Annotated in this window: 20 protein-coding genes; 8 read left to right on the top strand and 12 right to left on the bottom strand. The window is 64.4% G+C overall.

The features are described from left to right. Positions 1 to 6 precede the first annotated feature (6 nt). A complete protein-coding gene (gene lpxK / locus BN69_RS02760) occupies positions 7 to 1,011 on the top strand; it encodes a tetraacyldisaccharide 4'-kinase (RefSeq protein WP_014890018.1) in 1,005 nt (334 codons plus the stop codon). On the opposite strand, the gene BN69_RS02765 is transcribed toward lpxK, so the two are convergent. From BN69_RS02765 to BN69_RS02775, 3 genes are all read right to left on the bottom strand, one after another. After that, positions 1,008 to 1,229, bottom strand: coding sequence for a DUF2093 domain-containing protein (locus tag BN69_RS02765; RefSeq protein WP_014890019.1), 222 nt, complete (start codon positions 1,227 to 1,229; stop codon positions 1,008 to 1,010). The genes lpxK and BN69_RS02765 overlap by 4 nt on opposite strands. A gap of 196 nt (positions 1,230 to 1,425) precedes the next feature. Next, positions 1,426 to 3,324 carry an OprO/OprP family phosphate-selective porin gene (locus tag BN69_RS02770; protein WP_244435021.1) on the bottom strand — a complete coding sequence of 633 codons (1,899 nt, stop codon included), beginning with the start codon at positions 3,322 to 3,324 and terminating at the stop codon, positions 1,426 to 1,428. A gap of 374 nt (positions 3,325 to 3,698) precedes the next feature. Further along, entirely contained in the window at positions 3,699 to 5,357 is a 1,659-nt protein-coding gene (locus tag BN69_RS02775; protein ID WP_014890021.1) for a hypothetical protein, read from the bottom strand. A 1,029-nt stretch (positions 5,358 to 6,386) separates the two neighbouring features. Between BN69_RS02775 and BN69_RS02780 the strand changes: the two genes are divergently transcribed. After that, on the top strand, positions 6,387 to 7,037 hold the full coding sequence (locus tag BN69_RS02780; RefSeq protein ID WP_014890022.1) for a Fe2+-dependent dioxygenase: 651 nt from the start codon (positions 6,387 to 6,389) through the stop codon (positions 7,035 to 7,037). Between the two features lie 262 nt (positions 7,038 to 7,299). Here BN69_RS02780 and BN69_RS02785 read toward each other — a convergent pair whose 3' ends face one another. The 3 genes from BN69_RS02785 to BN69_RS02795 form a co-directional block, all read right to left on the bottom strand. Continuing rightward, positions 7,300 to 9,063, bottom strand: coding sequence for an OprO/OprP family phosphate-selective porin (locus tag BN69_RS02785; protein WP_014890023.1), 1,764 nt, complete (start codon positions 9,061 to 9,063; stop codon positions 7,300 to 7,302). A 285-nt stretch (positions 9,064 to 9,348) separates the two neighbouring features. Next, entirely contained in the window at positions 9,349 to 13,122 is a 3,774-nt protein-coding gene (locus BN69_RS02790; RefSeq protein ID WP_014890025.1) for an AAA family ATPase, read from the bottom strand. Then, positions 13,119 to 14,324, bottom strand: coding sequence for an exonuclease SbcCD subunit D (locus BN69_RS02795; protein ID WP_014890026.1), 1,206 nt, complete (start codon positions 14,322 to 14,324; stop codon positions 13,119 to 13,121). The genes BN69_RS02790 and BN69_RS02795 overlap by 4 nt, the downstream gene beginning before the upstream one ends. Before the next feature lie 375 nt (positions 14,325 to 14,699). Here BN69_RS02795 and BN69_RS02800 point away from each other — a divergent pair, with 375 nt between their 5' ends. The 3 genes from BN69_RS02800 to BN69_RS02815 all read left to right on the top strand — a co-directional run bounded on the left by BN69_RS02800 (position 14,700) and on the right by BN69_RS02815 (position 17,366). Beyond that, positions 14,700 to 15,272, top strand: a complete 573-nt coding sequence (locus tag BN69_RS02800) for an HNH endonuclease (RefSeq protein WP_173370386.1) — start codon at positions 14,700 to 14,702, stop codon at positions 15,270 to 15,272. 27 nt (positions 15,273 to 15,299) lie between these two features. Next, positions 15,300 to 15,812, top strand: a complete 513-nt coding sequence (locus BN69_RS02805; RefSeq protein ID WP_041926770.1) for a hypothetical protein — start codon at positions 15,300 to 15,302, stop codon at positions 15,810 to 15,812. 363 nt (positions 15,813 to 16,175) lie between these two features. Continuing rightward, a complete protein-coding gene (locus tag BN69_RS02815; protein ID WP_014890030.1) occupies positions 16,176 to 17,366 on the top strand; it encodes a hypothetical protein in 1,191 nt (396 codons plus the stop codon). A gap of 38 nt (positions 17,367 to 17,404) precedes the next feature. Here the strand turns inward: BN69_RS02815 and BN69_RS02820 are convergent, their stop codons facing one another. The 3 genes from BN69_RS02820 to hemN form a co-directional block, all read right to left on the bottom strand. Then, a complete protein-coding gene (locus BN69_RS02820; protein WP_014890031.1) occupies positions 17,405 to 18,499 on the bottom strand; it encodes an ATP-dependent DNA helicase in 1,095 nt (364 codons plus the stop codon). A 72-nt stretch (positions 18,500 to 18,571) separates the two neighbouring features. Further along, positions 18,572 to 18,961, bottom strand: a complete 390-nt coding sequence (locus tag BN69_RS02825; RefSeq protein WP_014890032.1) for a hypothetical protein — start codon at positions 18,959 to 18,961, stop codon at positions 18,572 to 18,574. A 24-nt stretch (positions 18,962 to 18,985) separates the two neighbouring features. Then, complete coding sequence (gene hemN, locus BN69_RS02830) at positions 18,986 to 20,332, bottom strand: oxygen-independent coproporphyrinogen III oxidase (RefSeq protein WP_014890033.1); 1,347 nt, start codon at positions 20,330 to 20,332, stop codon at positions 18,986 to 18,988. A 174-nt stretch (positions 20,333 to 20,506) separates the two neighbouring features. Between hemN and BN69_RS02835 the strand changes: the two genes are divergently transcribed. Then, complete coding sequence (locus tag BN69_RS02835) at positions 20,507 to 20,893, top strand: AprI/Inh family metalloprotease inhibitor (RefSeq protein ID WP_014890034.1); 387 nt, start codon at positions 20,507 to 20,509, stop codon at positions 20,891 to 20,893. Positions 20,894 to 21,015: 122 nt separating this feature from the next. On the opposite strand, the gene BN69_RS02840 is transcribed toward BN69_RS02835, so the two are convergent. Next, a complete protein-coding gene (locus tag BN69_RS02840; protein WP_014890035.1) occupies positions 21,016 to 21,411 on the bottom strand; it encodes a hypothetical protein in 396 nt (131 codons plus the stop codon). Between the two features lie 556 nt (positions 21,412 to 21,967). Between BN69_RS02840 and BN69_RS02845 the strand changes: the two genes are divergently transcribed. Beyond that, positions 21,968 to 22,444 (top strand): integration host factor subunit alpha, encoded by a 477-nt coding sequence (locus BN69_RS02845; protein ID WP_014890036.1) that lies wholly within the window; start codon positions 21,968 to 21,970, stop codon positions 22,442 to 22,444. 97 nt (positions 22,445 to 22,541) lie between these two features. On the opposite strand, the gene BN69_RS02850 is transcribed toward BN69_RS02845, so the two are convergent. Further along, positions 22,542 to 24,050, bottom strand: coding sequence for an acetate--CoA ligase (locus BN69_RS02850; protein WP_014890037.1), 1,509 nt, complete (start codon positions 24,048 to 24,050; stop codon positions 22,542 to 22,544). Between the two features lie 165 nt (positions 24,051 to 24,215). Here BN69_RS02850 and BN69_RS02855 point away from each other — a divergent pair, with 165 nt between their 5' ends. After that, positions 24,216 to 24,728 carry a DUF1697 domain-containing protein gene (locus BN69_RS02855; RefSeq protein ID WP_014890038.1) on the top strand — a complete coding sequence of 171 codons (513 nt, stop codon included), beginning with the start codon at positions 24,216 to 24,218 and terminating at the stop codon, positions 24,726 to 24,728. Between the two features lie 123 nt (positions 24,729 to 24,851). Here BN69_RS02855 and BN69_RS02860 read toward each other — a convergent pair whose 3' ends face one another. Beyond that, positions 24,852 to 25,784 (bottom strand): ribose-phosphate pyrophosphokinase, encoded by a 933-nt coding sequence (locus BN69_RS02860; RefSeq protein ID WP_041927112.1) that lies wholly within the window; start codon positions 25,782 to 25,784, stop codon positions 24,852 to 24,854. Positions 25,785 to 25,856 lie beyond the last annotated feature (72 nt).

Below are 25,856 nucleotides of genomic sequence, written 5' to 3' on the forward strand. Positions count from 1 at the left end.
TTTGAGATGCGCGCGCCCGCCTTCTGGCGTGAAGACGGCGCGGCGGCGCGGCTGCTGTCTCCGCTCGGCGCGCTCTTTGGCGACATTGCGCGCAAGCGGCTCGCTCGCGACGCGCCGCGCGCCAGCTTGCCGACCATCGTCATCGGCGGACCGACCGCGGGCGGCGACGGCAAGACGCCACTCGCCCTCGCCCTCGCGCGCCGTCTCGAGGCGGCGGGAGAGCGCCCCGCCCTTCTCACCCGGGGCTATCGCCGCAGGCGCGGCGGAACATCCTCCTTCGTCGCGGACCTGACGCGTCACGGCGCCGACGACGTCGGCGACGAAGCGCTGCTGCTTGCGCGCGCCGCGCCGACGATCGTCGGCGCAGACCGACTTGCGAGCGCAGACCTGGCGCGGCGCCTCGGCGCCACCGTCGTCATTCTCGACGACGGCTTCCACAGCCGTCGCATCGCGCCCGACCTGACGCTGATCGTGATCGACTCGGACTATGGAGCCGGCAATGGCCGTTGCCTCCCGGCCGGTCCTTTGCGCGCGCCGCTCGATGCGCAGCTTGCGGCGGCGGATATTCTGGTCGTCATCGGCGACGGCGCGCCCGGACGCGACATCGCCGCGCGCGCGAACAAACCAATTATCGCCGCGCATTTGGCGCCCGACGCGAACGCCGCCGAAGCGATGCGAGGCGCGCGCGTCGTCGCTTTCGCGGGAATCGCGCGGCCAGAGAAATTCTTCAGCTTATTGGAGGCGTCCGGCGCCGACGTCGCGGCGCGGGTCTCATTCGCCGATCACCGCCGATTCACGCAAAGAGATTGCGCGAGCCTATCGAAGTTGCGGCAGGAACAGGGCGCGCGGCTCGTCACGACGGAAAAGGATGCGGCGCGAATGGGCGGTCAGCTTGCGACGCTCGACGTCGATACGCTGCCCGTCACTCTCGTTTTCGATGACGCCGCCGTTCTCGACAGGGCGCTTCGCGGGCTGCGCAGGGCGGATGAAGCGCGCCTTTGCGATCCTTAATCGGGCTTCTTGACGCCAAGACGCATCAGCTTGGCGTGCGGCCCGCTGTACGGCTCCTGCAGATCGACATTCCAATAGCGCAGATCCTCGAGCGGGATCGGCTCGCCGGTGACGGCGCAGCGCACATAGGCGCCGGGCTTGCGCACGCGATATTCGCCGTCAAGATATTCGACGACGGCCTCTTCAGCGGGCTGAGGCTGGCGGTCATAGCGGTTCATGCGCGTTCTCGACCCGTAGCGCCGGGGAAATGGACGCCCCACAAGGCGCCTGAGCGTCGTCACAAGCGACCTCATCGGCGAAGCCGAACGCTCCCTTTCGGCGGATTAGATTCCGAAAGATATAGCATCGCAGGGCGTACAGGGAAACGCCAGGAAAGGCCCAGAAACGCCCGCCGTTTCCTCCGAATGGCGCCGCTTACCAATAGACCTTGGCGCGAACCTCAAACAGATTGGGATGCGCGCCGGTATAATTGGCGCCGATAAGCGTGGGGAATGGACCACCATTGTAAAGATTCAATGGCGCGACGATGTTCATCACGCGCGTCCAGTTCGCCTGGATTGCGACGCCCACGTCCGGGTACCAGTTGACGCCGATCGTAAGATTCTGCTGACGGCCGCCGTTTATCCCGGCGTTGGCGATGTAGGTCCGGGCGAATGGATTTGGCGCGACGAAGGTCGTCAGCGCGAGCAGATTATAGAGGGTGTTCCCGTTGTAGGGCCCGTTGTTGAGGTCAACGGAGCTGAAGCGCGCAGCCAAGCCCCAGGCGCCATAACCGCCTGCGCTGAGCGGATTTTTGATCTTGAGCTGATTAAAGGTCGCGCCGTTCTTGTCGCGGATGTCGTAGGACTGCGCGCGCTCTTCGCCGGTGATCCAATAGGTGCCCTGGATGTAATAGCCGTCGAAATAGGCCGACCGTCCTCCCGGATTGAACGGAACCAGAGAGCCGTTGACGGGAATGACGCCGGTCGCCGCCGAAGCCGCCGTCAGATAGGTCGCACGGTTGATCGCGTTTTGATCGCGGTTGTAGAAGGCGCCGAAATATTCCGCCTGGACGCCGAACGGCCCATGCGACGCCGCCAATTCAACGCCGAAGGATTCGACATTCTTGGTGCATTTTCCGGCGAAGGCGGAGCTGTTGAAGAGGTTTTGGGGGACCGGTCCCACGATCGTGCCGCAGGAAAGATCCGGCGTGCCAATGAGGCCCTGCCCGAGAATATTGGCTTCAGATCTGATGCGGTTGCCGAGCGCAAGGACCCGGTCGTCGTTCGCCGCCGTGGAGTCGTTTGGCTGATGATATCGGCCCGAAACGCCGACATGGAGAAGATCGTGCTCGGTGTGGATCGGCGCATAGGTCAAGCGGCCGGTCAGGTCGAAATACTGCCCGCCGCCTGTGGCTTGGTACCAAGTCGTGTTGGACGGGAATGGCGCGCCGCCGCCGGCGTTGGGTATGTAAAGTCGCGGAATGCCCCAGGTCGCCGGATAACCGCGCGCGGGGTTGAGGCTCGCGTCGCCAAAGCTGGTGCTGAAGATGCCGCCCTTGAAGGTCCAGTCGTCGCCATAGGCGCCCATCGCAAGGCCGATATGACGATCCGGCTGGAAGGTGTCGACCGCAAGCGAGCGCTCGATAAAGTCGCGGTATTTTGAGGAATTGATCGCCTCGACGCTGAAGGGCTCGAACATGCTGCCGACCATGACGTAGGCCGGCTCCTTGGCGAAAGGCAGCGTCAACAGCGGGCTTTGGACGCCAAAATAGGCGTCGCGAACGCCGCCGTACACGTGATTGACGCCGGTGATCTGGCTTGTTCCGGTGAAGTCGTATTGCAGCTTGTAGAAGTAGATCTGCGCGGCCTTGCCTTCGACCTCGAGCCGAAGCTGGCGCCCGCCGACCTGATTATCGAAACCGTTGAGCGGCAGAGCGATGCCGCCGCCGTCGATGAGGATGCGGCCGCCGACCTTGAAGCTATACGCCTTGTCTTCGGTCTCGACGAAGAGGCCGTTCTTGAAGCTGACGAACACCGGCGGCCGCGGGGGCGTATCGGAGGACCCCTTGGACGCAGCGCCATTGGCGATATTCGTCGCGCTTTGCTGTGAGCGGTCCTTCGAGTTCGAACTTCGCGACGCAGATTTCGACCGCCGCGCCTCCTGACGAAGCTTGGCGACCTCGGCTTCCAGCGGACGAAGCCTGGCGATCTCCGCTTCCAGCATGCGCAGTCGCGTCTCGATGGCGCTCTCGGATGCGCCGGCGGTGGTCGAGAGCAACGCCCCGAGCGTCGCCGCCAGGACGGATGCTTGCTTCGCCCGCCGAATCGTCAAGTCCGCCCCGCACATCCCGTTATGTTCGGCCACAGGGTGGGGCGTTAACCTTAACGAATGGTTAGCGACATGCGTCGCCGCCGACAGCTGGCGCGCAGAAAGGCCAGCCGGGCCTTTAGCTCGGCGGGCGGAAACAAAGCTCGGCGGCGTCGCGCATCCGCAAATTTTTGAGTGGAACCGCGAGCAGGTCGGAGGCTCATGGGCGAACTTCTTCAAGCGTCCGCTGCGACGGATTCAAGCCACGCTGAGCATCGCGCGTTTTCCGCCGAAGCGGACGCCGGTTCGAAATGGGAAACGGCCCCATTTCAGGAACGCGTTCACGAACCGAGATTCATGAACGCGCTCGACCCGAAGCGTCTTCGTCGATCCTTTGATCAGAACCTGGAGACGACAGGGGCGAGAACGCCGGAGGGGCCGTCGAACGGATAATAGCGAAGGCTCGTGAAGACCATGTTTTCGTCCCCACGCGGCGCCCCGCCCCAGCCGGCGAAGCCGTTTCTCACACTATAGGAATACTGCGCGCCGGCCTTAATCTTTCCGGCAGGACCGCTATAGAGCGTATGCCAAATGCCCCCCGTGATCTGACGCAGGTCTTTTGTCTGGCTCGAACACGGAAAGATCGAGGCGTTCGTAGCCACCGCGGCGGCCGCCACGTCGTTTTCGAGGCCGCAGCCGGTAGTGTTGTAGGCCCAGTTTCCGAGGCCGCCGACGAAAAGCGTTCCGCCGATATTGCTCCATTGCGGTTGCTGCCCGGCAAATTCGCCGCCGACGAAGGCATAGACGTCCGTTTGCGGCGTGGCGTGCAGGGTCACGCCCGCCATAGCGATGCGCTCGGCGATCCACTGCGGCGCGCCAGACAATTGGAAAGTGGCGTCCGGCAGACCGCCCGCGCCGTAACGGCCGATGCCCTTGCCGATCATGCCGGTGAACTGGAAGTCGAGCAGATTCGGCCACAGCTGCACAACGACGCCGCCGCCGCCGCCGCCGCCCCACTGGCTATGATTGCCCCAGTAGGAGCGGTCCGTCACGTCGCGCAAAATGCCGAAGCCTTCGACATGGATCTTGCGGTCTATGACCTGGCCGTCCCAAGCTAGCTTGCCGATCACGTCGGGGATGCGGTTGAAAGAGTAATTATTGCCGGAGAAGAACAGGCCGCCGCCGGTCGGGGGCGCCAAGAGGATCGGCGAGCCCTCGAGCGGGAGAACGGTCGTGCCGAACGCCGTGGGGCCCGGCGGGGTGAAGGTTGTGGCGCCGCTTTCGATGGCGAGCGAGGCCCAAATCTGCTTGTTGAAGTCCTTGGTGAGGCGGAAGCCAGGTTGACGCGCCCAGTTATAGCCCGGAAGGTACTGGTGATCGATGACGGGCGGCTGCAGGGACGTATCGGGCCGGATGCCGACCGAATTCATCGTCACGAGCGACCACATCTGGCCAGCCGCAACGTGCACGCCGTATTCGTCGAAGTCGACGTTGCCATAGGCCTGACGCAGGCGAACATTGTAGGAATTGCTCAGGTTCGAGTTCGCCGTCTGCGCCGCGCCAAGGAAGTCGACCTCGCCATACGCCATGAGATGGGTCTGCTTGTCGAGATCGGCCTTGATCATCAAGGCCGGACGCGACGGACGAGCGCTCGCGCGCCATTCTGACGTGTGCGTGCCGGGTATGAAGCCGTATGGAATATTTTGGAACGGCGTATTGATGTCGGCGCCCATCCAACGGCTGCGATAGACGCTTTCCGCCGCGAAGAAGCCGGCGGGCGTGATTTCCAGACCTTTGAAATACAGGTGATCCGGGCCGGGGAGTCCGGAGGACGGCGGCGCGACAGCCGCTTGTTCGACGTGCGCCGGCGCCGCCTTGCCCGCGCGCCTGTGGTGCGCGCCGCCGTTCGCATCGCTCCGAAGTCTGGCGAGTTCCGCCTCCAGCGCCTGCACCCGCAGCTCGAGCGCGTCGTGTCCCGCCGCATTCGCGCCGGTCGCCAAAAGCAGAACGCCAAGCGCCGCCCCGGCAAGCGCTCGTTTCTTCGTCGATATTCTCATGTCAGCCTCGCGCCTTCATTAGCGTTAGAAAACAACGCGCGACTTATGGCCATCACAGGATGACAGCTCCATGACTTATAAAGTACAAGCTTAGTATTTTGAAGATCTAATTAATGTGTTGCCTGCGTACCACACCTTTAAGTACATATTTATACAGCACCAAATGCCATTGATTGATCAAACAAGACTTATAACTACACAACTATTTTAGTACGCAGCATATAACTTTGCGTACGTGCTTATACTTTTTATGACAACAATCGCACTGTGCCAAGCTTTATCAATTCCAGCAAACTTTCAGCAATATTATTGCTGCGTTATACGCTGCGTAAACATTACAGAAACACAGCTCCATTTTCAGAAATACCTCAGCAACAGACGCCTGCGACTATCGGTTCGGGTTAGGCGAACGCCAGGGCGCGTCGCCTCCCTGCGATGGACAACAGAGCCCCAACCCCAAAAGCGATGGGGCGCTACAAACGGGCCCTGTAAAGGGACCGCGACAGCTGCAGGCTTCTGACCTGCCGGCCGTGGGCAAAAGCCCGCCGACCACGGTCGATCCACCGGGCGCAAAGCTTATCGCCGCAGGGGCGTGGTGGCGGACTTGGCTGAACGGGGCTGAAACAATCCTCGTCGATCAGCCGCTCGCAGGATCGAAGCCTGCGAGCGCTCCCGTGAGCGAAAGATCGGGTCCGAGATCACATTCAGAAAAGACGTGAGTCGAAGGTGGATTCGAATGAGAATGTTCCCGATATCCGGGACGTTCTCATTCGTCGTTCACGAACCTTCAGCCGGGAATCCCTGCTCTGGATTCGAGTGGACGCTTCGTCTCGCTAGGTCAGTCTCGTCCTAACCGGCGGACTTGCCGCAAAGACTATCTTTGGGCATGTTGGACGCGAACTTCAGCAACCTGGCGAGGCGCACACGCCTCGCTCGCCCAATCAAAACGACGCCGTCATCGGCGCTATCCCAACGGCGTCTCGTTGGCGTAGCGCGGGTTTATCTCGCTTATTTTTGAAAGCGACGAACGTGCTGCTCATCGATGATTTTCTCGACGACGACCAATGCGCGCGCTTGCGCCAGCGCATTCTCAACGCGCCCTTTGTTTCGGGAGCGTCGACGGCAGGCGGAATGGCGGCGAACGTCAAGAAAAATCTTCAGCTTGACGAGCGCAAGGCGGGCAAAGTCGTCGACGAGATCAAGTCGCTCATCCTTGCGCACCCGGGCGTCGATCTCTTCGCGATGCCGGAGAAGCTCGTCGGCGTGATCGTCAATCGCTACGACGAGGGAATGGAATACGGCAATCATTCGGATTCGCCGATCATGGAAGGCGTGCGCTGCGATTTGTCCTTCACTTTGTTTCTGGAGGATCACAGCAACTATGATGGCGGCGAACTCGTTCTCGAGCAGGAGCACGGGCTCATCAAGGTCAAACCGAAAATCGGCAGCATCTTCGTCTATTCGACCGGCCTGACGCATCGCGTCGCCAAGGTGACGCGCGGCAGCCGTCTCGCCTGCGTCGGCTGGATCAAGAGCCGCATCCGCGACGAAGGCCGCCGCAAAGTTCTACGAGATCTCAACGCCGTTCTTGGCGCCTATATGGAAAAGAACGGACATGACGCCGTCGCCGATCTGCAGCTCAAAATCATCGGCGATCTGATCCGGATGTGGCACGAGTGATATGGATTCCAGCTAATTCGTTCGCTTGGACGGCGCCATTCCCCGCAGGCCAAAGGCCTGACCGGGAATCCAGACCCAATCCAAAAACGCTGGTCTTGGTCTTGATTCCCGATCGCGCGCGTTGGGAATGACAATCCGAGCCGTTCGAACGGCTTTCGTGTAAAGCCCCCGCCCCTGCGCGGTTCCCGCAAACGTAGATCAAAACAAAAATCCCGCCGGGAGAACCCAGCGGGATTGCTTGAGAGTCAGACGTGAGAGTCTCTTACCACCAGACTTCCGCGCGGGTGAGGAAGGAGTTGGTGTCGTTCGAGTTGAGCCAAGGCTGGTTGTAGGGCGCGACATTGGCGAGGACGCGGCCGTAGTTGAACAGGAAGCGGTAGCCCTTTTCCGGATACCAGTTCAGGCCCAGCGTGATCTTGTTGACGCGGCCGCCGGTGAGCCCGACCGAATTCGCGGCGAGAGTGGCCGGGATCAGTCCCGTAGGAGTGGCGACGCCGGGAACGAGGCCAAGCGCGCCATAGGCCGGGAGATAGCTCCAGGCGCCTTGCGCGCCGTTGTCGAGATTGATCGAGCTCCAGCGCGCCGCGACTTCCCAGGCGCCATAGCCGCCCTTGCTGATCGGATTGAGGATCTTGGGCGCCGTCGAGAAGGTGTAGGGCGTGTTGATGTTGTGCTCGATGTCCGTGTAGCCGGTGATGCGCGTTTCGCCCGTCAGGAACAGCTGAGCCTGCGCATAAAAGCCGTCGAATGACGCGGAGCTTTGCAGACCCTGTCCCGCAGCAAGGCGCGCCGCCTGAAACGCGGGGACGCCCGTCAAGGCGGTGGGGGTGATCAGCAAACCCGCCGACGTGTAGGAGTCGCGGCTATAGTAAGAGCGCGAATATTCGGCCTGGATGCTGAAGGGGCCGTGTATGGCGACAAACTCCAGGTTGAAAGCTGCGACGCTCCTCAGACAGTTGTTCTGGACGAGTTGGCCGTTGAGAGTCGTGTTAGCCGCCCAGCGTGAGCCGGCGAGACTGAACGGTCCGCCCGGATTGCACGACATGTCCGGCGTGCCGAGCAGGCGCGTGTTGAGCGCATTCGCCTCGTTGCGCACGCCGCGACCGACCAGCAATTCGTCGTTCGAAGCGCTGCTCGCGCCGTTGTTCTTATAGTATCGGCCCGTGGCGCCGATATGGATCAGATCCTCTTCCGTACGGATCGGCAGGTAGACCGCGCGGCCGTCAACTTCCCAATACTGGCCGAGCTGATTGTTGAATGGACGGTTGGCCGTATCCTGCGGGCTGGTGCTGTAGATGCCCGTCTTGACGCCCCAATTATGATCGCCGGTGGAGATCGACGCGCCGAGATGTCGCCGTGGCGTGTTGAACGCGTCAGACATCATCGAACGCTCGATGAAGGTGATGCCGGAATTCGAGGTGCTCATCGCCTCGAGACCCAAAGGCCTCAACTGATTGGCGAGCTGAATGACGATATCGCGCTCATAGGGCAAGCCGAACTTCGCCAGAATCGGATATTTGAACGCCAGCCAGGCGTCGCGAACGTTGGCCGCGCTCACAGCGCCGCTGCTTCCGCCGAATTCAAACTGCGTCCGGTAATACCAATATTTGAACGCCTTGCCGGCGATGTCGAGACGGGCGCGGCGCAGCAGCACATTGCTCGCGTCGCCATTGGCCGGATCGCTCTGCCAGCCGCCGTCGGCGTGAACGCGGCCGCCGACATGGAAGGAGAAGGCCTTGTCTTCGGTTTCGACGAAGAGGCCGTTCTTGAAGCTGACGAAGACCGGCGGCGGCGGCGGATGGCCATGGCCGTCCTTGCTCACATGCGCCTGAGCGGCGTTCGCGACATTCGTCGCGCGCTTGACCTCGGCGCGCTGCTTGGCGACCTGCGCTTCAAGCTGCTGCAGCCGCGCCTTCAATTCGCGAAGCTCGGACGCGGTGTCGGCCGCGGCCGGAGTGGCCGAAGCCGAAGTAAATAAGCCGAACGCAGCGATGGCGAGCGCGCGTTGTCCAACTCCAAGTTTCATAATTCAATCCCCCGGTTAGCTTTCGGGCGACAGTGAAGCCGACGCTGGATGACAGGCCCGTGACAAACTTTGCCCTAGCCGTAATGTGACGTTGCGAGTGAGAGCTGGTGTGGCGCCAGCGCCACAGTCCTGGCGACTGATCATTGTTTTTTGTGGCTTTGCCGTCACAGCAGAAGTTTTTTTCCGAAAGCGTCATCGCAAATTTGCGGCTTTTTCGACGCAACTCATCCGCACCGGAAGAATCGATCGGCTACTTCTTTCGTGGTCGGCGAGTGGCATTACGCGTCACGCGTAATTCGGCGCGCGCAGCCGCACCACGCTGACTCCGCCGCCTCGTCGCTCGACGCAGATTTTCGTGGCGATGCGCTGCTGGAGCGAATCGACATGGCTGATCACGCCAACCCGCCTGCCCTGCCCCTGCAGCGTCTCCAACGCGTCGATGACGACGTCGAGGGTCGCCGAATCGAGCGCGCCGAATCCTTCATCGATGAACAGCGTGTCGACGAATGAATCGCGCCCCTCGAGTCCGGCGAGCGCCAAGGCGAGCGCCAGCGACGCGAGGAAGCGCTCCCCGCCGGAGAGCGAACGCGTCGAACGGCGCTCGTCGCCAAGATCGCGGTCGATGATCTGGAGGCCCAGCGACCCGGCCTCGCCCGAGCGCTCGAGCGCATAGCGCGGCGCAAGCAGCGCCAGGCGCTGATTGGCGAGCCCGACGAGATGCTGCAGCGTCGCGGCCTGCGCGAAACGGCGGAACTTGTCGCCGCTCGCCGAGCCGATGGCGTCATTGATCTCGCTCCAGAGTTTGGCGTTGATGCGCGCCCGTTCGAGCTCGTCGGCGAGCGCTGTCGCGCGTTGTCGCGCCTCATCATCCTTCGCGCCGCGCTCGCGCAGCCCGCCGAGCCGCGCCGACAATTCGTCGAGGCGACCCGAGATGCTCTTCTCCTCCGCGGCGAGCTGCTCACGCGAAACGTCCGCCGGAGCGACGGCCTGGGCTTCATCGAAATCCACCTGCCGCGCGTTGACGGCGGCCTCGGCGGCGGCGCGCCCGGCTTGCGCCGCTTCGACGGCGCGGCGCAGCTCCGCCTGCGCTTCGCGCGACATCGCAAGAAGAGGCGCCGCAGTCGCCTCGTCGAAGCCGGCGCCCTCGAGCGCCGTCGCAAAGGCCATGCGCGCTACTTCGGCGCGCGCCGCCGCGCTTTCCGCCGCGCTGGCGCAATGGGCGTGACGCGTCTCGCAGGCGGTTTTCCACTGCTGGGCTTCAGCGAGAAGGTCGCGCGCCTCGTCCCGCGCCGCAAGAGCCGCCCGGTGGCCCGCCTCGATGCGCGACCGATGCGCGGCCGTCGCTTCTCCCTCCAGAAGCAGCGCGCGCGCATCGCGGGCCTCTGCCAGGCTCCTTGCGCGCGCCTGATGATCACCCTTCGCTTCAGCCTCGCGGGCGCATGCGCTGTCTGCTTCCGCCGCAATGCGCTCCGCGGTCAGCCCGATCGCGGCGAGTTTTGCGGCGATTTCATCCGACCGCGCCAGCGCCTCCCGATATTGCGCGCCCGCCGCCTCGAGCCGGCGGCGGGCAGAAGCGGCGTCGCGATCGAGATCCGCGGCCGAGAGGTCGCAAAGCTGGAGATAAGGCGCGAGCGCGCGATCGAGCGAGTCGAGACGCTCGATCAATCCCGCGCCTTCTGCTTTCGCGCGGGCCCGCGTCTCGCGCGCCGCTTCGAGCGAATGGGCGAGCGCCGCGCGCTCCTCCTGCCGCGCGTCGAGCGCCAGCCGAATCGCGTCGCGCTCTTCGCGCAGCCGATCCCGCTCCTCTCGCAGCCGACGCGCGGCGAGAAGCTTTTGCGCGACGCCATCGCGCGCGGTCGCAAGCTCCTTCGCCAACGCCTGCAGTCGCGGCGAGGCTGATGGTATCGTCGTCGGCGGCGCCAGCTCCGGCGTCATATCTCGCGCGCGATCCGCAGTCAGCAGCGACGCATATTCAGCCTCGGCGCGCGCGCGAGCCGCTTGCGCTTGCGCCGCGCGACGCGACGCGTCTTCGTGAAGCGCATGCGCCTGCGCCGCCCGCGCGCTCAAGGAGACAGCCTCCTCGTCCAATCTGCTGAGCGTTCGCCGCGCCTCGTCGCGCCGCGCCCGCAGCGCTTCGATTAACGCGCGCGCCGCGTCATGCGTCTCGGCGAAAGGATGTTCGCGCGCGCCGCACACGGGACACGGCGCATCATCGGTCAACGCCGCGCGCAATCGCAGCGCATGGGGATCCGCCGCGGCGTCCGCCAATTCGCCGAAGCGTTCGGCCTCGGCGCCTTGCGCCGCCTGTCGCGCGCGCTCCGAATGCAATCCTTCAAGCTTCTGTCGAACCGCCGCTTCGTCCTGAGCGTAGCGGTCGATGTCCTGATGCGCGGAAGCCACCGCGACGTCCGCCTCGTCAAATGCGCGCGCGCATCTGCGCAAAGCTTCGTTCAGCTCGACGGCGCGCGCCAAATCGTCGGCGCGCGCGAGCGCGGCCGGTTCGTCGAGCGCGGCGAGCGCGCCGTCGCGGTCGGTGATTTGCCCGGCCAGCTTTTCGCAGGCGGCTCTGTCCTGCGCGTCGCGCGCGTGAAAGTCCGCAAGCGTGGCGTCGCCTCGATCGATGTCGGCCAAGGCCGCAACGAGCGCGCGATCGCATTCCCGCCTAGCCTGCGAGATTTCGGCGCGCTTCGTCAGCCAATCGTCGATGTCTCGCCAGCGTTCGCTGAGCGCCCGCGCCGGCTCGAGGCGCGCAAGATCGGCGAGCGCCCTCTCCTTCTCGCGTTCGATATCGGCGCGCCGTTCGCTTGTTTCGGCGCGTTCGTCCCGCTTCGCCTGCGCGCGCGACGCGGCGTCCTGAGCGACGCTCCGCGCCTTCGCCTCCTCCTGCGCCAGGTTGGCGATGCGCGCGTCGAGCGCCGCGGCTTCGGACCAGATCGGCGCGAACCGGGCGATCTCCGCTTCCGAGGCGGCCACCGCCTCCGCAGCGGAGCGCGCTTGCGCCTCAAAAGCGGCGAACGCTTCCTGCGCGGCGCCCGCTTTCGCTTTCGCGTCGGCGTCGTCTTTGAGCGCCGCCGTTTGCGCTTCCTCGGTGCGCCGCATCTCGTCCCGCGGCGCGCACAGCGGCTCGACCCGCGCGAGCGCCGCAAGCGTTTCGCGCCGCGGCGCCATCTCGTCAAACGCCCGCAAGGCGCCCTCGCGCGCCGACATCGCCTGCGCGAGTTTTGCGTGCGCCTGAGCCAAGGCGTCGAACCGGCGCAGCGCATCAGCCGTCGCGGCGCGCCTTTCGGCGACCTGCGCGCGTTCGGCTTCGGTCGCTGCGACGTCCGCCTCGACTGCGGCGCGCTCCTCTTCCGACATCACGCCGATTTCGGCGCGACGGCGTTCGATAAGCGTCGTCGCCTGCTGCGCCTCGCGGGCGCGCTCAAAGGCCCGCTGCGACAGAACGCCATAGATTTCTGCGCCGGTGATTTTTTCGAGAAGTTCGGCGCGCTCCTTCGCGTCGGCGCGCAAAAACGCGTCGAATTCGCCCTGCGCCAAAAGCGCCGTGCGACGAAACTGGTCGAAGGTGAGATCCGTCAATTCGACGACGCGGGCGTTGACGGGCTCTATGCCGCTCTCGACCGGCGCGACGATTTCGCCGGCCTCGTCGATTCGCCACAGCGACCTGACGCGCTTTTGCAACGCCCCCGACGCTCTGCCGCGCGCGCGCTGCAGGTCGCAGCGCGACCGGTAGCGCAGCCCGTCCATGCCGATAAAATCGACTTCGGCGAACCCGCGTCCGGCGCCGCGACGAAGAATTGCGCGCGGGTCGCCAGAGCCGAGCGTCTCTCCGGAGGGATCTGGCGCGCCTTCGCTCGCGCCAGCTGCGACGACGCGCGGGAATTTGTCATAAAGCGCGAGACAGATCGCGTCGAGAATCGTCGACTTGCCCGCCCCGGTTTCCCCAGTGATAGCGAAGAGCCCCGCCGAGCGCAGCGGCTCGCTGTCGAAGTCGATGGCAAAGCCTTCGGCGAGACTGGCGAGATTAGCGCCTCTGATCGCCAGAATGCGCAATGTCACGCCTCCTGCAGAAGACGCTCGAAACAGTCGAAATGATTGTCGGTCGGGGCGACGCCGTGCGCCTGCTCAAAAGCTTCGCGAAACAAATCCGTCGGTTTGCGCTCGGCAAGGCGCAGCGGCGTCGGGGCCGCCGCCGGCGCTTGCGTCCGCTCGACGCTGGTCGAAACGACGCGCAGCGGGAATTTCTCGCAAATGGCGTCGAGCTCGGCTTTTAATCCAACGGCTGGGCCGTCGACACTGACCGCGAGATGCGCGAAGGGCCAGGCGTCTATCGGCGCCGAAGCGTCCAAATCGAGCGCCGCAAGCGCGGACTCAAGTTCAGCAAGGCGCAAAGCGCCGCTCGCCGGCGCCCGCAAATGACGGACGGGGCGGATGATCGGCGCATGTTCGACGACAACGGCGCCGCTGTCATCGACTTCGACGATGCTGACCCCATGCGCATAGCCGATCTCGGTCTTCGACATGGGAATGAGCGAGCCGGAGTAGCGGATCGTCTCGCGGCCAATGGATTGCGGACGATGCAGATGGCCAAGCGCAACATAAGCGATATCGGGCGAAAACATGTCGGACGGAAGGGCGTGTTCGCCGCCGACGAGAATCCGTCGTTCTGACCCTTCCGATTCGAGCGCGCCCGCGACATGAAGATGGCCGGTGACGATGAGCGGCGCCGCGCCGATGTCGCGCCGCGCGCTTTCGACCGCCTCGCGATAGGCCTCGCGCACGGCGCTGGCGGCGCCGCCTCCGCTCGTTACGGGCAGATCCACCGCGCGCGGATAAGGCAACGCGAGCAAATATGCGCCAATTCCGCCGCTGGCGTCGCGGATCGGCGAAAGATGCGCGCGGGCGTCGAAGGCGCCGTCGCGACGCGCAAAGGCCCCGATCGAAACGACGTCCGCCATCTCGAACAAGGCGCGCGGCGCTTCGAGTCGCGCCGCCGGGTCATGATTGCCGGCGACGAGCGCGATGCGCGCATGCGGACAGGCGACGCGCAAGTCGCGCAATGTGTCATAGAGCAGCCGCTGGGCGTCGGCGGAAGGATTGAGGCTGTCAAAAACGTCGCCCGCCACGATGACGGCGTCGACCGCCCGGTCCCGGGCGATGGCGACAAGCTGCGCCAGCGCGTCGCGGTGCTCGGCGTCGCGCGACCAGCCCTGCAGCGTCGCGCCCAAATGCCAGTCGGCCGTGTGAAGAAGGCGAATCACTCCAGCAGTAGGCAACAGGCCGTCGGCGGTGGGCAAGGGCCAGGCTTGGCCGCGCTGGCGTGGGGCGAATAATCCGCGGTTTTCGCCTCGATCTCACAGCCAGGGACGAGCGGCGAAGCGGCGCGCGGCGATAGATCAGCATAGCAGTCGTCGAAACAAAGACATACCGATTACTTTTGAGATCCCGGCCGCTTCTTGCAGCTTACTGTTTCACCAGCGTTTATCGCGTTCAGAAGGCGAAGCCGTCCTCCGCGGCGGACGGCGCGGCGCGGGCCTTCACAAGCCTGTCGTCGTGCCTGTAAAATATGCGCCATCGCAAAGGGCTGGACCTTGGCGCGGTCCGACAGGCCCCTCCTCAATCCGAGAGGAAGCAGGGTGACTGCACACTTTCGTCAACAGACCGTGTCGCCACAGGCGTGCCCCGCGCTCGTGCTCAACGCCGACTACCGGCCGCTGAGCTACTATCCGCTCTCGCTGTGGGGGTGGCAGGACGCGATCAAGGCGGTCTTTCTTGATCGCGTGAACATCGTCTCGGAATACGACAAGACCGTCAAAAGCCCCAGCTTCGAGATGCGTCTGCCCTCGGTCGTGTCGCTCAAAGAATATGTGCGGCCGACCCGTCAGCCGGCGTTCACGCGGTTCAACGTGTTCCTGCGCGATCGCTTCACCTGCCAATATTGCGGAGAACATGAGGAACTGACGTTCGATCACGTCATTCCTCGATCGAAGGGAGGCGCGACGACGTGGGAAAACGTCGTCGCGGCGTGTTCGCCGTGCAATCTGCGCAAGGGCGACCGCCTGCCGAAGGAGGCGCATATGTCGCCGGCGCAGGCGCCCTTTCAGCCGAGCGTCGCCGACCTGCATCGCAACGGCCGGCTGTTTCCGCCCAATTACCTGCACGAAAGCTGGATGGACTATCTCTACTGGGATTCGGTGCTCGAACCATAGCTTGGCGCGCCAGGAAAGACGGCTCCAATGATGCGCCGAATCGTGATCATGGCTTTCGGCTTCGTCCTCGCCGTCGGCGTCGGGGCCATTTTTCTTATCGTCTCGGCGCTTGTCGACCCGGCGACGCGGGAAGCGGGGTTTGCCGCCGCGACGTCCGGCCTCTTCGCCTTCGTCGAAGAAGATGCGCGCGCCGGCGGATGGACCGATCCTCTGGCGACATTCGGATTCATCGTTTGGTCGATGATCATCGCCACCTGCGTCGCGCCGCTCGCGGTCGCGGCGTTGATCGGCGAGATCGCCGGCGCACGCTCGCTCCTCTGGTATTCGGGCGCGAGCGCGACGCTCGCCGGCGCGTCGCCGTGGATCGCCCGCGCGGCGATGGGACTTGATCGCGCCCGCGAAGCGAGCCCGCTCGAATTAAGAATCGCGCTGCTGTTTTTTCTGACCGGCGCGATGGCGGGGTCGATTTACTGGTTGATCGCCGCGCCGCCGCCCGCTCGTCGGATGGCGCGCCCCAATCCGCCGCTCGGCGACGTTTAACGCGCAGCATGCCCGGGGGAAGCGGCGCGAATAGACGCGAGCGCCTCGCAATTATTTTCGCGCGAGACATCCGGCAAATCGCCGGCCATCTGAACCAGCGCCCAGTCGCAAGACTCCTGCATGCTCGAGATCTTATCCATGCTCATGGCGCGCGCAGACGCGCGAATGAAGCAAGCGAACGAAGCAAGAATGAGCGCGGAAACGATCATTGCGCCAGGGAGCGCGTGATCTCCATTTGTCAATTCGTCGAGTGAACTGAGGGGCATAGGCGATCATGACGCGGACGCCGGAAGTCCCCGGATTTTCTTGGACTCCGGCGGCGTCAGGATTGACGCCAAAAGCCGGAAGTGCTCTTAACCGACCATGGCAGACTACCATTCTCTGATCGCGAGAGCGGTCGCCGCTCTGCCGCAGTCCACGCCGGACACGCGCCAAGCGGTCTATGAACGCGCCCGCAAGGCGTTGTTCAATCAGTTGCGCGGCATTCAGCCGCCGGTCGCGGAAGCCGACATCGCCGCCGAGGGCCGCGCGCTCGAAGACGCGATCCAGCAAGTCGAAACGGAGCGCGCCGCAAAGGAGGCGCAAGCGACACGGCCTCTCGATGGGATGTCTGCGCCGCCGCGCAAGCCACATCCGATCAGCACGGCCAAACCCGTCGAGCGCGCGCCGAGCGATGGCGCAGAATCGACCAGGCGCGATGCGCCGCACTCCTCGGTCGCGGGCGACGACGATGTCCCGCTGCGCGAACCTCAGAGGCCGCCAGCGCCGCTGCCGCCGGCGCCGAGGCCGCAGCGCTCGAAGCGTCTCATTCTGTCCGTCGCCGGCGTCGTCGTGGCGCTCGTGGCGGTCGTCGGAACGCTCGCCTGGCAGCTTCGCGAGCAGCCCGAGGATTTGGCCAAGCTGAAACCGGAGCAGTCGCCCTCCAACGGACCTGAAAGCGGCAAGATCAACGATCGCGTCGGACGCGAAAGGGAGCCGGTCAAAGCGTCGACTCCGCGCGCTCCCGCCGTGCCAGTGGCGCAAAAGGCGGAGATGTGGGTCGGCTCGCTCACCGAGCCCACGAAAGTCGATAAAATCTACAACGGCTCCGCCGTCTGGCGCCTTGAGAACGTCGGCGGGCCCGGCGAACCTGTCGGATCGGCCATCCGCGGCGACATCGACGTCCCCGACGCGAAGCTGAAGATGACTCTGCTGTTTCGCAAGAACACCGACGCCACCCTTTCGGCCTCGCACACCATCAACGTGTCGTTCACGGTGGCGCCCGGCAGTCCCATCGGCGGCGTCAAGGCGATCGGCCCCATCCAGATGCGCCGCTCCGATGCACAGTCGGGAGAAAAAGTCGCCGGCATTCCCGTGCCGATCACCGAGAATAATTTCCTCATCGGCCTGATGCGCGGCGATCACGAGGCGCGCAATATTCTGCTGTTGCGGTCGCTCGCGGCGATCGACCTGCCGATGCAGCTCACCGACGGCCGCGCGGCGACGATCAATATGGAAAAGGGCCCCTCCGGCGAGCGCGTCTTCGCCGACGCCATCGACGCCTGGGGAAAATAAATTCCAGCTTCGCTGCAACGCCGCCCGCGCTCCGTAATTCACATGACGAGCGTCAGCTTTTTCGCGGCGCGCGTCACGCCCGTGTAGAGCCACCGCGCCCGATGTTCGCGAAAGGCGAAGGACTCATCGAAAAGCGTCACGTCGTCCCATTGCGAACCCTGGGCCTTGTGGACGGTCAGCGCATAACCGAAATCGAACTCGTCCGAGTCCTTGCGAAGCGCATAAGGAATATCGCTTTCCGCGCCGAATAGTTGCGGCACGACCGCCACGCGCTGAAATTTAGCGGCTTCGCCATCTTCCGGCATCACCAGCATTCTCACCTTGCCGCGGCGCAGGGCGCCGGCGCTCTTTACCGTAAACAGCGCGCCGTTCAGAAGTCCCTTCTTGCGATTGTTGCGCAAGCAGACGAGCTTCTCGCCGGACTGCGGCAACTCACCCGAAAAGCCGCGCAGCTGGCGCAGGCGTCCGTTATAGGCGCGCCGCGTTTTGTTCAGGCCGACGAGCACCTGATCGGCGCCGGTCACGAGCGCGGGATCGAGCGAGTCGCGGCTGATGACGCGCGTATCGCCGAAGACGCCGCGCTCGACGCCCTCGCCGGCGCGGATCGCCATTGACAGGCGGATGATCGGATTGTCCGCCGCCTGCCGATGCACTTCTGTCAGCATCACGTCAGGCTCGGCGTCGGTGAAGAAGCCGCCGCCTTTCACCGGCGGCAATTGCGCCGGGTCGCCGAGCACCAGCACCTTCTTGCCGAAGGAGAGGAGATCGCGGCCGAGCTCCTCGTCGACCATCGAGCATTCGTCGACCACGATGAGTTTCGCGCGCGCCGCGGCGCTGTCGTCGTTGAGAACGAAGGACGGCTCTTCGGTCTCCGTGTCGGTCGCACGATAAATGAGGCTATGAATCGTGCGCGCGTCCTTGCATCCCTTGGAGCGCATGACGAGCGCCGCCTTGCCGGTGAAGGCGGCGAAGGCGACGTCGCCCTCGACATGTTCGGCGAGATGCCGCGCGAGCGTCGATTTGCCCGTTCCAGCGTATCCGAACAGCCGAAACACCTGCCGCGCGCCGGGCGTTTCAAGCCAGCGCGCGACGGCGGTCAGCGCTTGATCCTGTTCGGGCGTCCAGATGGGCATGGCTACGGCGTCGAATCCAGGCGTCACGATGGCGGAGGCGACGCTGGCGAACAAGCGCCATTTTTACGCTTGTCAGGAGCTGAAGCCTGCGATCAGCAGCGCGCCGCCGAGCGCGAAGGACAGGAGCGCAAACACGGGATAGCGCTTTTCATATGCCATTCGGGCGAAAATGTCGCGCACCGTCTGCGGCGGCAGAAAGAGCGTCAGGAAACCGCTGATCAGCGTGATCCAGCCGACAAGCGAGACGAGCGCCGCGACCATGTCGCTCCAAATGTCGTGGCCGATCACAAGGGCGAGACCGATCGCGAGGCGCATCATGCCGACAAAGGCGATGGCGACGGGCTCGCGCGAAACGCTCTCGATCATCTGCAGCGCCACGTCCCTGCGCACCAGCATCCAGGCGGACATGATCAGAGCGTAAGCGCCAATCAGCTTTGCGAGAAAAAGCGTAAGCGGCGTCATGAGCGCCTCCTTGCCGAATCGCCTTCACACCACCGAAGAATGGCGCGCTGGCGTTGACTGCAGGTAGGCGTCAAAGGCCGCTGCGACAAGCCGAACGAAGGGCCTTCCGCGTTCGGTGACGGCGAGTCGTCGGTCCCGTAGGTCGATGACGCCATCATCCGCGAGAGCGTCGAGCGACGCCTGCGCCGCGTCGAAGGCGTCTTCCGCATAGCCATGGCGCACAGCCACCGCGCCGTAGTCCACGTCGAAATCGCACATGAGACGCTCGATCAGATCCGCGCGGGCGATATCCTCGCGCGTGAAGGCGAGGCCGCGCGTCGTCGCAAAACGTCCTGACTCGATCGCGCGGCGCCATCCCGCAAGATCGGTGGCGTTTCCGACATAGCCCTCCGGAAGGCGCCCGATGGACGAGACGCCAAACGGCAGCAGCGCGTCGGCGGCGTCAATCGTGTAGCCTTGAAAATTGCGGCGCATGCGCTTCTCGCGCGCGGCGATCGCCAGCGGGTCCTCGGGACGCGCGAAATGATCGAGTCCGATCGCCTCGAATCCCGCGCCTTCAAGAGTCGCCCGCACCGCCGCCGCCTGCGCCAGACGCTCGCCGGCGCCCGGCAGCGCCGCGGCGTCGATCAGCTTCTGGTGCGACTTGAACCAGGGCACATGCGCATAGCCGAAGACCGCGAGCCTCTGCGGCGCGAGCGACGCCGCGCGCGAGGCGGTGCGCTGGGCGTCTTCGACGCTCTGCTTCGGCAGTCCGTACATCAGATCGAGATTGATGGCCGTGATCCCGGCGCCGCGCAGCAATTCCACGGCGCGCGCCACCGTCTCATAGGGCTGTATGCGGCCGGACGCCTCCTGCACATGCGCGTTCAGGTCCTGCACGCCGAGCGAGGCCCGCGTGACACCGGCGCCGGCGAGCGCCTCGACGAGATCGGCGTCAAGAATGCGCGGATCGAGTTCGATCGCGTGCTCCGTTTCGGCGGAAAGATCGAAATGATCGCGCAGAACTGCAACGATCGCGCTGAAACGCGTAGGACCGAGGATGCCCGGGGTGCCCCCGCCCCAATGGATGCTGGCGACGCGCCGCGCGCGCATCGCCGCCGCGGTCAGCACGATTTCGCGCTTGAGCGTGCGCGCATAGGCTTCAAGCGGGGCGTCCTGGCGCACCGCCTTCGTGTGGCAGCCGCAATAGGCGCAGATTTCGGTGCAAAACGGAACGTGGAAATAGAGCGAGAGCGACGAGGAAGGAGCGAGGTTCGCGAGCCACGCACGCGCGTCGTCGTCGCCGATCGACTTGGAGAAATGAGGCGCCGTGGGATAGCTCGTGTAGCGCGGCGCGGATCTTTCGGCCAAGGCCAGGGACGCTGGGTCCATCCTACTGACTCCCTCGCCGCCGCGCGGCGCCGCTAAAATTGATAGCGCGCCTCGGCCTGGCGCGCAAAAGCGGCGTCCTGCCGCACTTTGACGCGGACGCGCGCGAATCGGCTGGACGCAGGCCGCGAAAAAGGCAAAGTGAGGCGATTTCACGAGTGTGGGAGCATAGCGCAAATGGCGATATTTTTTGAGCGACGACCGCATTGGCTGAGATTCTGCCTTGTCGCCGCCGCGAGCGCCTCGGCGCCGCTCGCCTATGCCGCCGGTTCGACGGACGCCTCTGGCCGCTACTCGATTCTTCGCGAGGGAGACAAGGATACGGGCTGCATGCTGACGCTCGACGCGCGCACGCGCGGCCGCGCCGGCCTGAAGGCGCAGCTTGCGCCGGCCTGCCGGGACAATGGCGTGGTGATTTTTGATCCGGTCGGCTGGGGGCTCGACCGGGGGCGTCTCGTGCTCACCGCCCGCAAGGGCCATAAGGCGCATTTTGACAAGGGCGCCGACGGCGTTTGGCGGCGCGACGACAAGGAAGGCAAGGCGCTCGGCCTTCGCCCCCTCTAGCAACCCTCATCCATGAGAGACTTCTGCGAAAGAAGCCTCCCGGATTTCTCCGGGAGGCTCTCCGCCGTCGCCGCGCGAGAGGGGCGGGGTGCCGGCGACGGGTCGTGTGGCGCGGTCGTCGGCTAATCGCAAACTCGTACCCGGCGATAGTCGACGATCTCGCCCCACTGCCCAAGAACCGGCTCCTGGAGGAAATGGCATTCTCCATAGCCGTAATAGGCGTCGGCGTGATCTGACCAGGATCCGCGATAAGGCTCCGGCGCAAACCAGGCTTCGCGACCGTCATCATAGGGATCGTAGCCATGGCCAAAGCTTTCGCTTTGGTAACGGCCATAACCAAAGCCTTCGCTTTGGTGGCGGTCATGACCAAAGCTTTCGCTTTCGTAGCGGCCGTGGCCAAAGTCTTCGCTCTGGTAGGGAGCGCGGCCTTCAGCGGAGTCGTCGCTCAGATCCTGCGCGACGACGGGGGAAGCCGCGAGCGCCAGGATGACTGCGAGGACGAAAGGCTGGCGCGACATGCTTGGCTCCGATCACTGGGGCAGAGCAGGCGTCGGGGAGAACGGCTCGCGTGCCCAATACGCATAATCTGACGCACATTAGCTGAACCGGACATGGCCGCGTCGTTCATCCGGCAGTCAGCTTTGCAGTGGGGCCGCTGACCTCGACCAACGTCTGAGGTTATGGCGTCCAGCTGTTTCATTTTGGTTCATGACCATCATTTCTTGCCTGCGCTGTTTCAAGATTGGACGCTTTTTTACGTCTCGGCGCCGGCGTCGCCATCCAGGCGTCCCCGGAATCGCTGGGCATGCAGCGTCCCGCGAAGGCGCGGCTCACGCGCCGCGCGTTAGCACGCAATCTGCAGAATAACGAAGATATTGCGCCGAGTTGCGTCAAATTGGAACGTGCGGCGGCTTCTTGTCGATGCCTGAGATGCGCATTGAGAAGCGAGTCAATCGGCAATGCGAATTGCCGCACTTCTGAGCAATCAGGTTCCGACGCAAGTTGAGCGCAAGCCCTCGGCCAAGCGGGAAGGCAAACCCCGCTTCCGGCCCAAAACTGGGGATTAGAGCGCTGATGTCGATCGCGAATCCAAAAGAGATGCTGAAGCCCTTCGTCGCGCGCGCCAATGGCGACGAAGTCGAACATGAATCGACATCGCATGAAGACGGCGGGCGCGGCACGCTCACGCGCGAGGACATCGCCCTGGCGATCCATCGCCGGCTTGAAGGCATGTCCCGGCGCGAAGCCAAGCGCCTGACCGACCTAGTGATCGAGGAAATGGCGGCGACACTGGCGTCCGGCGAGTCGCTGAAGCTTCACGATTTCGGCTCGTTCATCGTGCGCACGAAACGCGAGCGCGCGGGCCGCAATCCGCGCACCGGCGCGCCGGTGCCGATCGAAGCGCGGCGAGTCATAACGTTCAAGGCGTCTCCCAATATGAAGGCGGCTATTAATGGCAAAGTTCCCGTGACGAAGGTCAAGAAGCGCGCCCGCGGCCGCCTCGCGCCGCAGAACGGCGGCGCCGAAGTCGTGAGAATCTTCGCCCCATGAACATCCGGTAGTCCGCGCTCCTCCCTGTGAGCGGACGTGGGGCCCGATCGTTCGCCGCTCGCCCCGGCGAACCTTCGGGCCCTCTCTCTTTACGGCTTTACGGCAAGGCCGCGCGGTTGAGCTTGCCATTGGCGTTGCGCGGCAGCGCATCGAGGAACATGACAGCGCGCGGACATTTGTAGGCGGCAAGATGCGCGCGGCAGTATTCGAGGATGGCCGTCTCGTCTCGCGCCGCGCCGTCGCGCATCACCACATAGGCCTTGATGATCGTCGCCGCTGCGTCGCGCCCCGGCCGCTCCGCCGCCGCCGCTTCGACGACGCCGTTGATCTCGAGCAGCCTTTTCTCGACTTCCGCGGGCGAGACCCGGTAGCCTCCCGCGTTCATGAGCTCATCGACGCGGCCGTGGCGCCACATGTAGCCGTCGGCGTCGAATTCGACGAGATCGCCGGAGACGAACCACTCGCCGCGAAACGCCTCGCGCTCCTCTTCTTCACGGTTCCAATAGCCGAGCATCATTCCCGGATCGTCCCGGCGCACGGCGAGGAGGCCGGTTTCGCCCGGCCGAAGCGGAGTCTCGCCGCTCTCTTGCGCCAGCGCCGCCACCGCCCTGCCCGGCTGCGGCCTGCCGGGCGAGTCCGGACGCACCGGCGCCGTCGGCCCGCTGGAGACGAAGGTCGAAATTTCACTCATGCCGAAGGCTTCGAAGATGTCTTTCCCCGTACGGCCGCGCCAATCGGCGAGCAGGCTCGAGGGCAGCGCCGCGCCCGCCGAGAGCGCGTGGCGCAGGCTCGATAGATTGGCCGCTTCCGGCGCGCCATATTTGAGGATCTGCCGAAAGACGCCGGGCACTGCGGCGAAGATCGTCGCGCGATAGGTTTCGATGAGACGCGGCCACGCGGCAGGATCTGGATGCCCGTTGTAAAGCACCGCGCTCGCTCCCGCCGACAGCGGATCGACGACGCCGACGCCAAGCGTATAGGTCCAGTTGATCGCGCCGGCGTGCAACATCACGTCGCCGGGGCCAAGCCCGGTCCAATGCTCCCGCATCGGCCTTCGGCCCCAAGCGGCGCGATGCGCATGCAACACGCCTTTCGGCCGGCTGGTCGTGCCGGAGGTGTAAACGAGATAGGCGGGGTCGTCGGCGGCGGTGTCGACGTAGTCCGGGATGGGCGCGCTCTCGGCGAGCCGCGCCAGATCGGCGCCGCGCAAGACGTGGAAGTCTCCGCTATGCGCCTCGTTCTCGAACGATGCGCCCAAGGCCAGCGCGGACGCGCCGCAGTCGCGCGCCATAAACTCGGCTTCCTCAAAAGTGAGCTGAGAGGACGCGAGCAACGCCACATAGCCGGCGGCGATTGACGCGAAATAGGCGAGCGCCGCATTTGCTTCGTTGCCCATGCGGATCATCACGCGCGCGCCGGCCGGAAGGCCGAGCGACTGCAATCCGGCGGCGAGACGCCGCACTTTCAGATCGAGTTCAGCATGGGTCCAGCGCTGCGCGCCCGAGTCGCCGACGACGGTGAGCGCCGTGGCGTCGGGCCGCAGCCGCGCGTTTTCGGCGAGGCAATAGCGCGCGAGATTGAAGCGCGGCGGAACGGGGTCGAGCATGAGAGAAATCTTCGCAGTCACATGGCGTTCTGGCATTCGACGCCAGCTTGGGCAAGAGCGCCGTCATTCGACGCCTGGCGAGTCGGATGGCCGCGCCATTAGGGAGCGGCGACATCATATCGATTTGAGATTGACGCGCGCCAGGTCGAGGTGCACGGCTGTGGCATGACCCGCTATGTCGCGCTGTTACGCGCCGTAAATGTTGGAGGAAACGGCAAAGTCGCCATGACCGAACTCAAGGCGATGTGCGTCGACGCTGGTTTCGATCATGTCCAAACATATATCGCGAGCGGAAACGTCGTCTTTGAAAGCAAAGCCTCTTCAAGAAGGGTAAAGTCGGAGCTGGAGGCGAGACTGCTCGCCTATGCCGGAAAACCGGTCGCGGTTTTTGTGCGCACCGCCGATGAAATGCAGGCGGTTCTCGATCGAAATCCCTTCCCCGAGAAACCGGTTAATTTCACCGTGGCCATTTTTCTCGATGATCCGCCGCCGCCCGACGCGTTAGATCGCGCCAAAGGCAAAGCAGACGAGGAAATGCGTTTGGGATCACGCGAGATTTATGTTCACTATGGCGCAGGGATGGGCCGCTCGAAACTCAAAATTCCGGCTGCGATGCATGGGACGGCGCGCAATATGCGCACGATCGCAACACTCGTCGATATGATGCGCGAAATTTGAGAGTGCGCCGATGCGGACGCGAGGTGAAGGGCAGTCCTATTTGCTGCCTGCACGCGCCTCGCGCGCTGAGCCATAAGTTTTCGTCCGAAACCCTCGTGAATCTGACTTAGTTCAGCGCAATGTCTAATCGAACAGGCTCGAGACGCTTTCCTCCCGCGCCGTGCGGGCGATCGCCTCGCCGATCAGATGGCCGATCGGAATGACGCGAATGTTGGGGGCGGCTTCGACCGCGGCCGTCGCGCGGATCGTGTCGGTGACGACAAGCTGCTTCAGCTTCGAATTGGCGATGCGCTCGGCCGCCGCGCCCGACAGCACGCCGTGGGTGATGAAGGCGTAGACGGAGCCGGCGCCCGCCGCGAGCAGGGCTTCGGCGGCGTTGCACAGCGTCCCGCCCGAATCGACGATGTCGTCGATCAGGATGCAATTGTGGCCGCTGACGTCGCCGATGATGTTCATGACCTCGGAGTCGCCGGCGCGCTCGCGGCGCTTGTCGACGATGGCCAGCGGCGCGTCGATGCGCTTCGCCAGCGCCCGCGCCCGCACCACGCCGCCGACGTCCGGCGACACGACCATGACATTCTTAAGCTCAAGGTGCGACTTGATGTCCGCGACGATGACCGGCGCGGCGAAGAGATTATCCGTTGGGATGTCGAAGAAGCCCTGAACCTGGCCGGCGTGCAGATCCACAGTCAGAACGCGGTCCGCGCCCGCCCGCGTGATCAGATTGCTGACAAGCTTGGCCGAGATCGGCGTCCGCGGTCCCTGTTTGCGGTCCTGGCGGGCGTAGCCGAAATAGGGAATGACCGCCGTGATGCGACGCGCCGAGGCGCGGCGCAGCGCGTCGATCATGATCAGGAGCTCCATCAGATGGTCGTTGGCGGGCGCAGAAGTGGACTGGATCACGAACGTGTCCTGCCCACGCACATTCTCCAGGATTTCGACCCAGATTTCCTGGTCGGCGAAGCGGCGCACCTGGGCGCGACAGAGCGGAACGCCGAGATGGGCGGCGATCGCCTCCGCGAGCGGCCTGTTTGAGTTGCCCGCCAGGAGTTTCATCGCCGCCATTTAGATCCATCCCCGCGCCTTAAACGCCGCGGCGTCATAGCAGCGATGGCGGCTGCGAACAAT

It is taken from the genome of Methylocystis sp. SC2 (assembly GCF_000304315.1).
Classification (GTDB): Bacteria; Pseudomonadota; Alphaproteobacteria; order Rhizobiales; family Beijerinckiaceae; genus Methylocystis.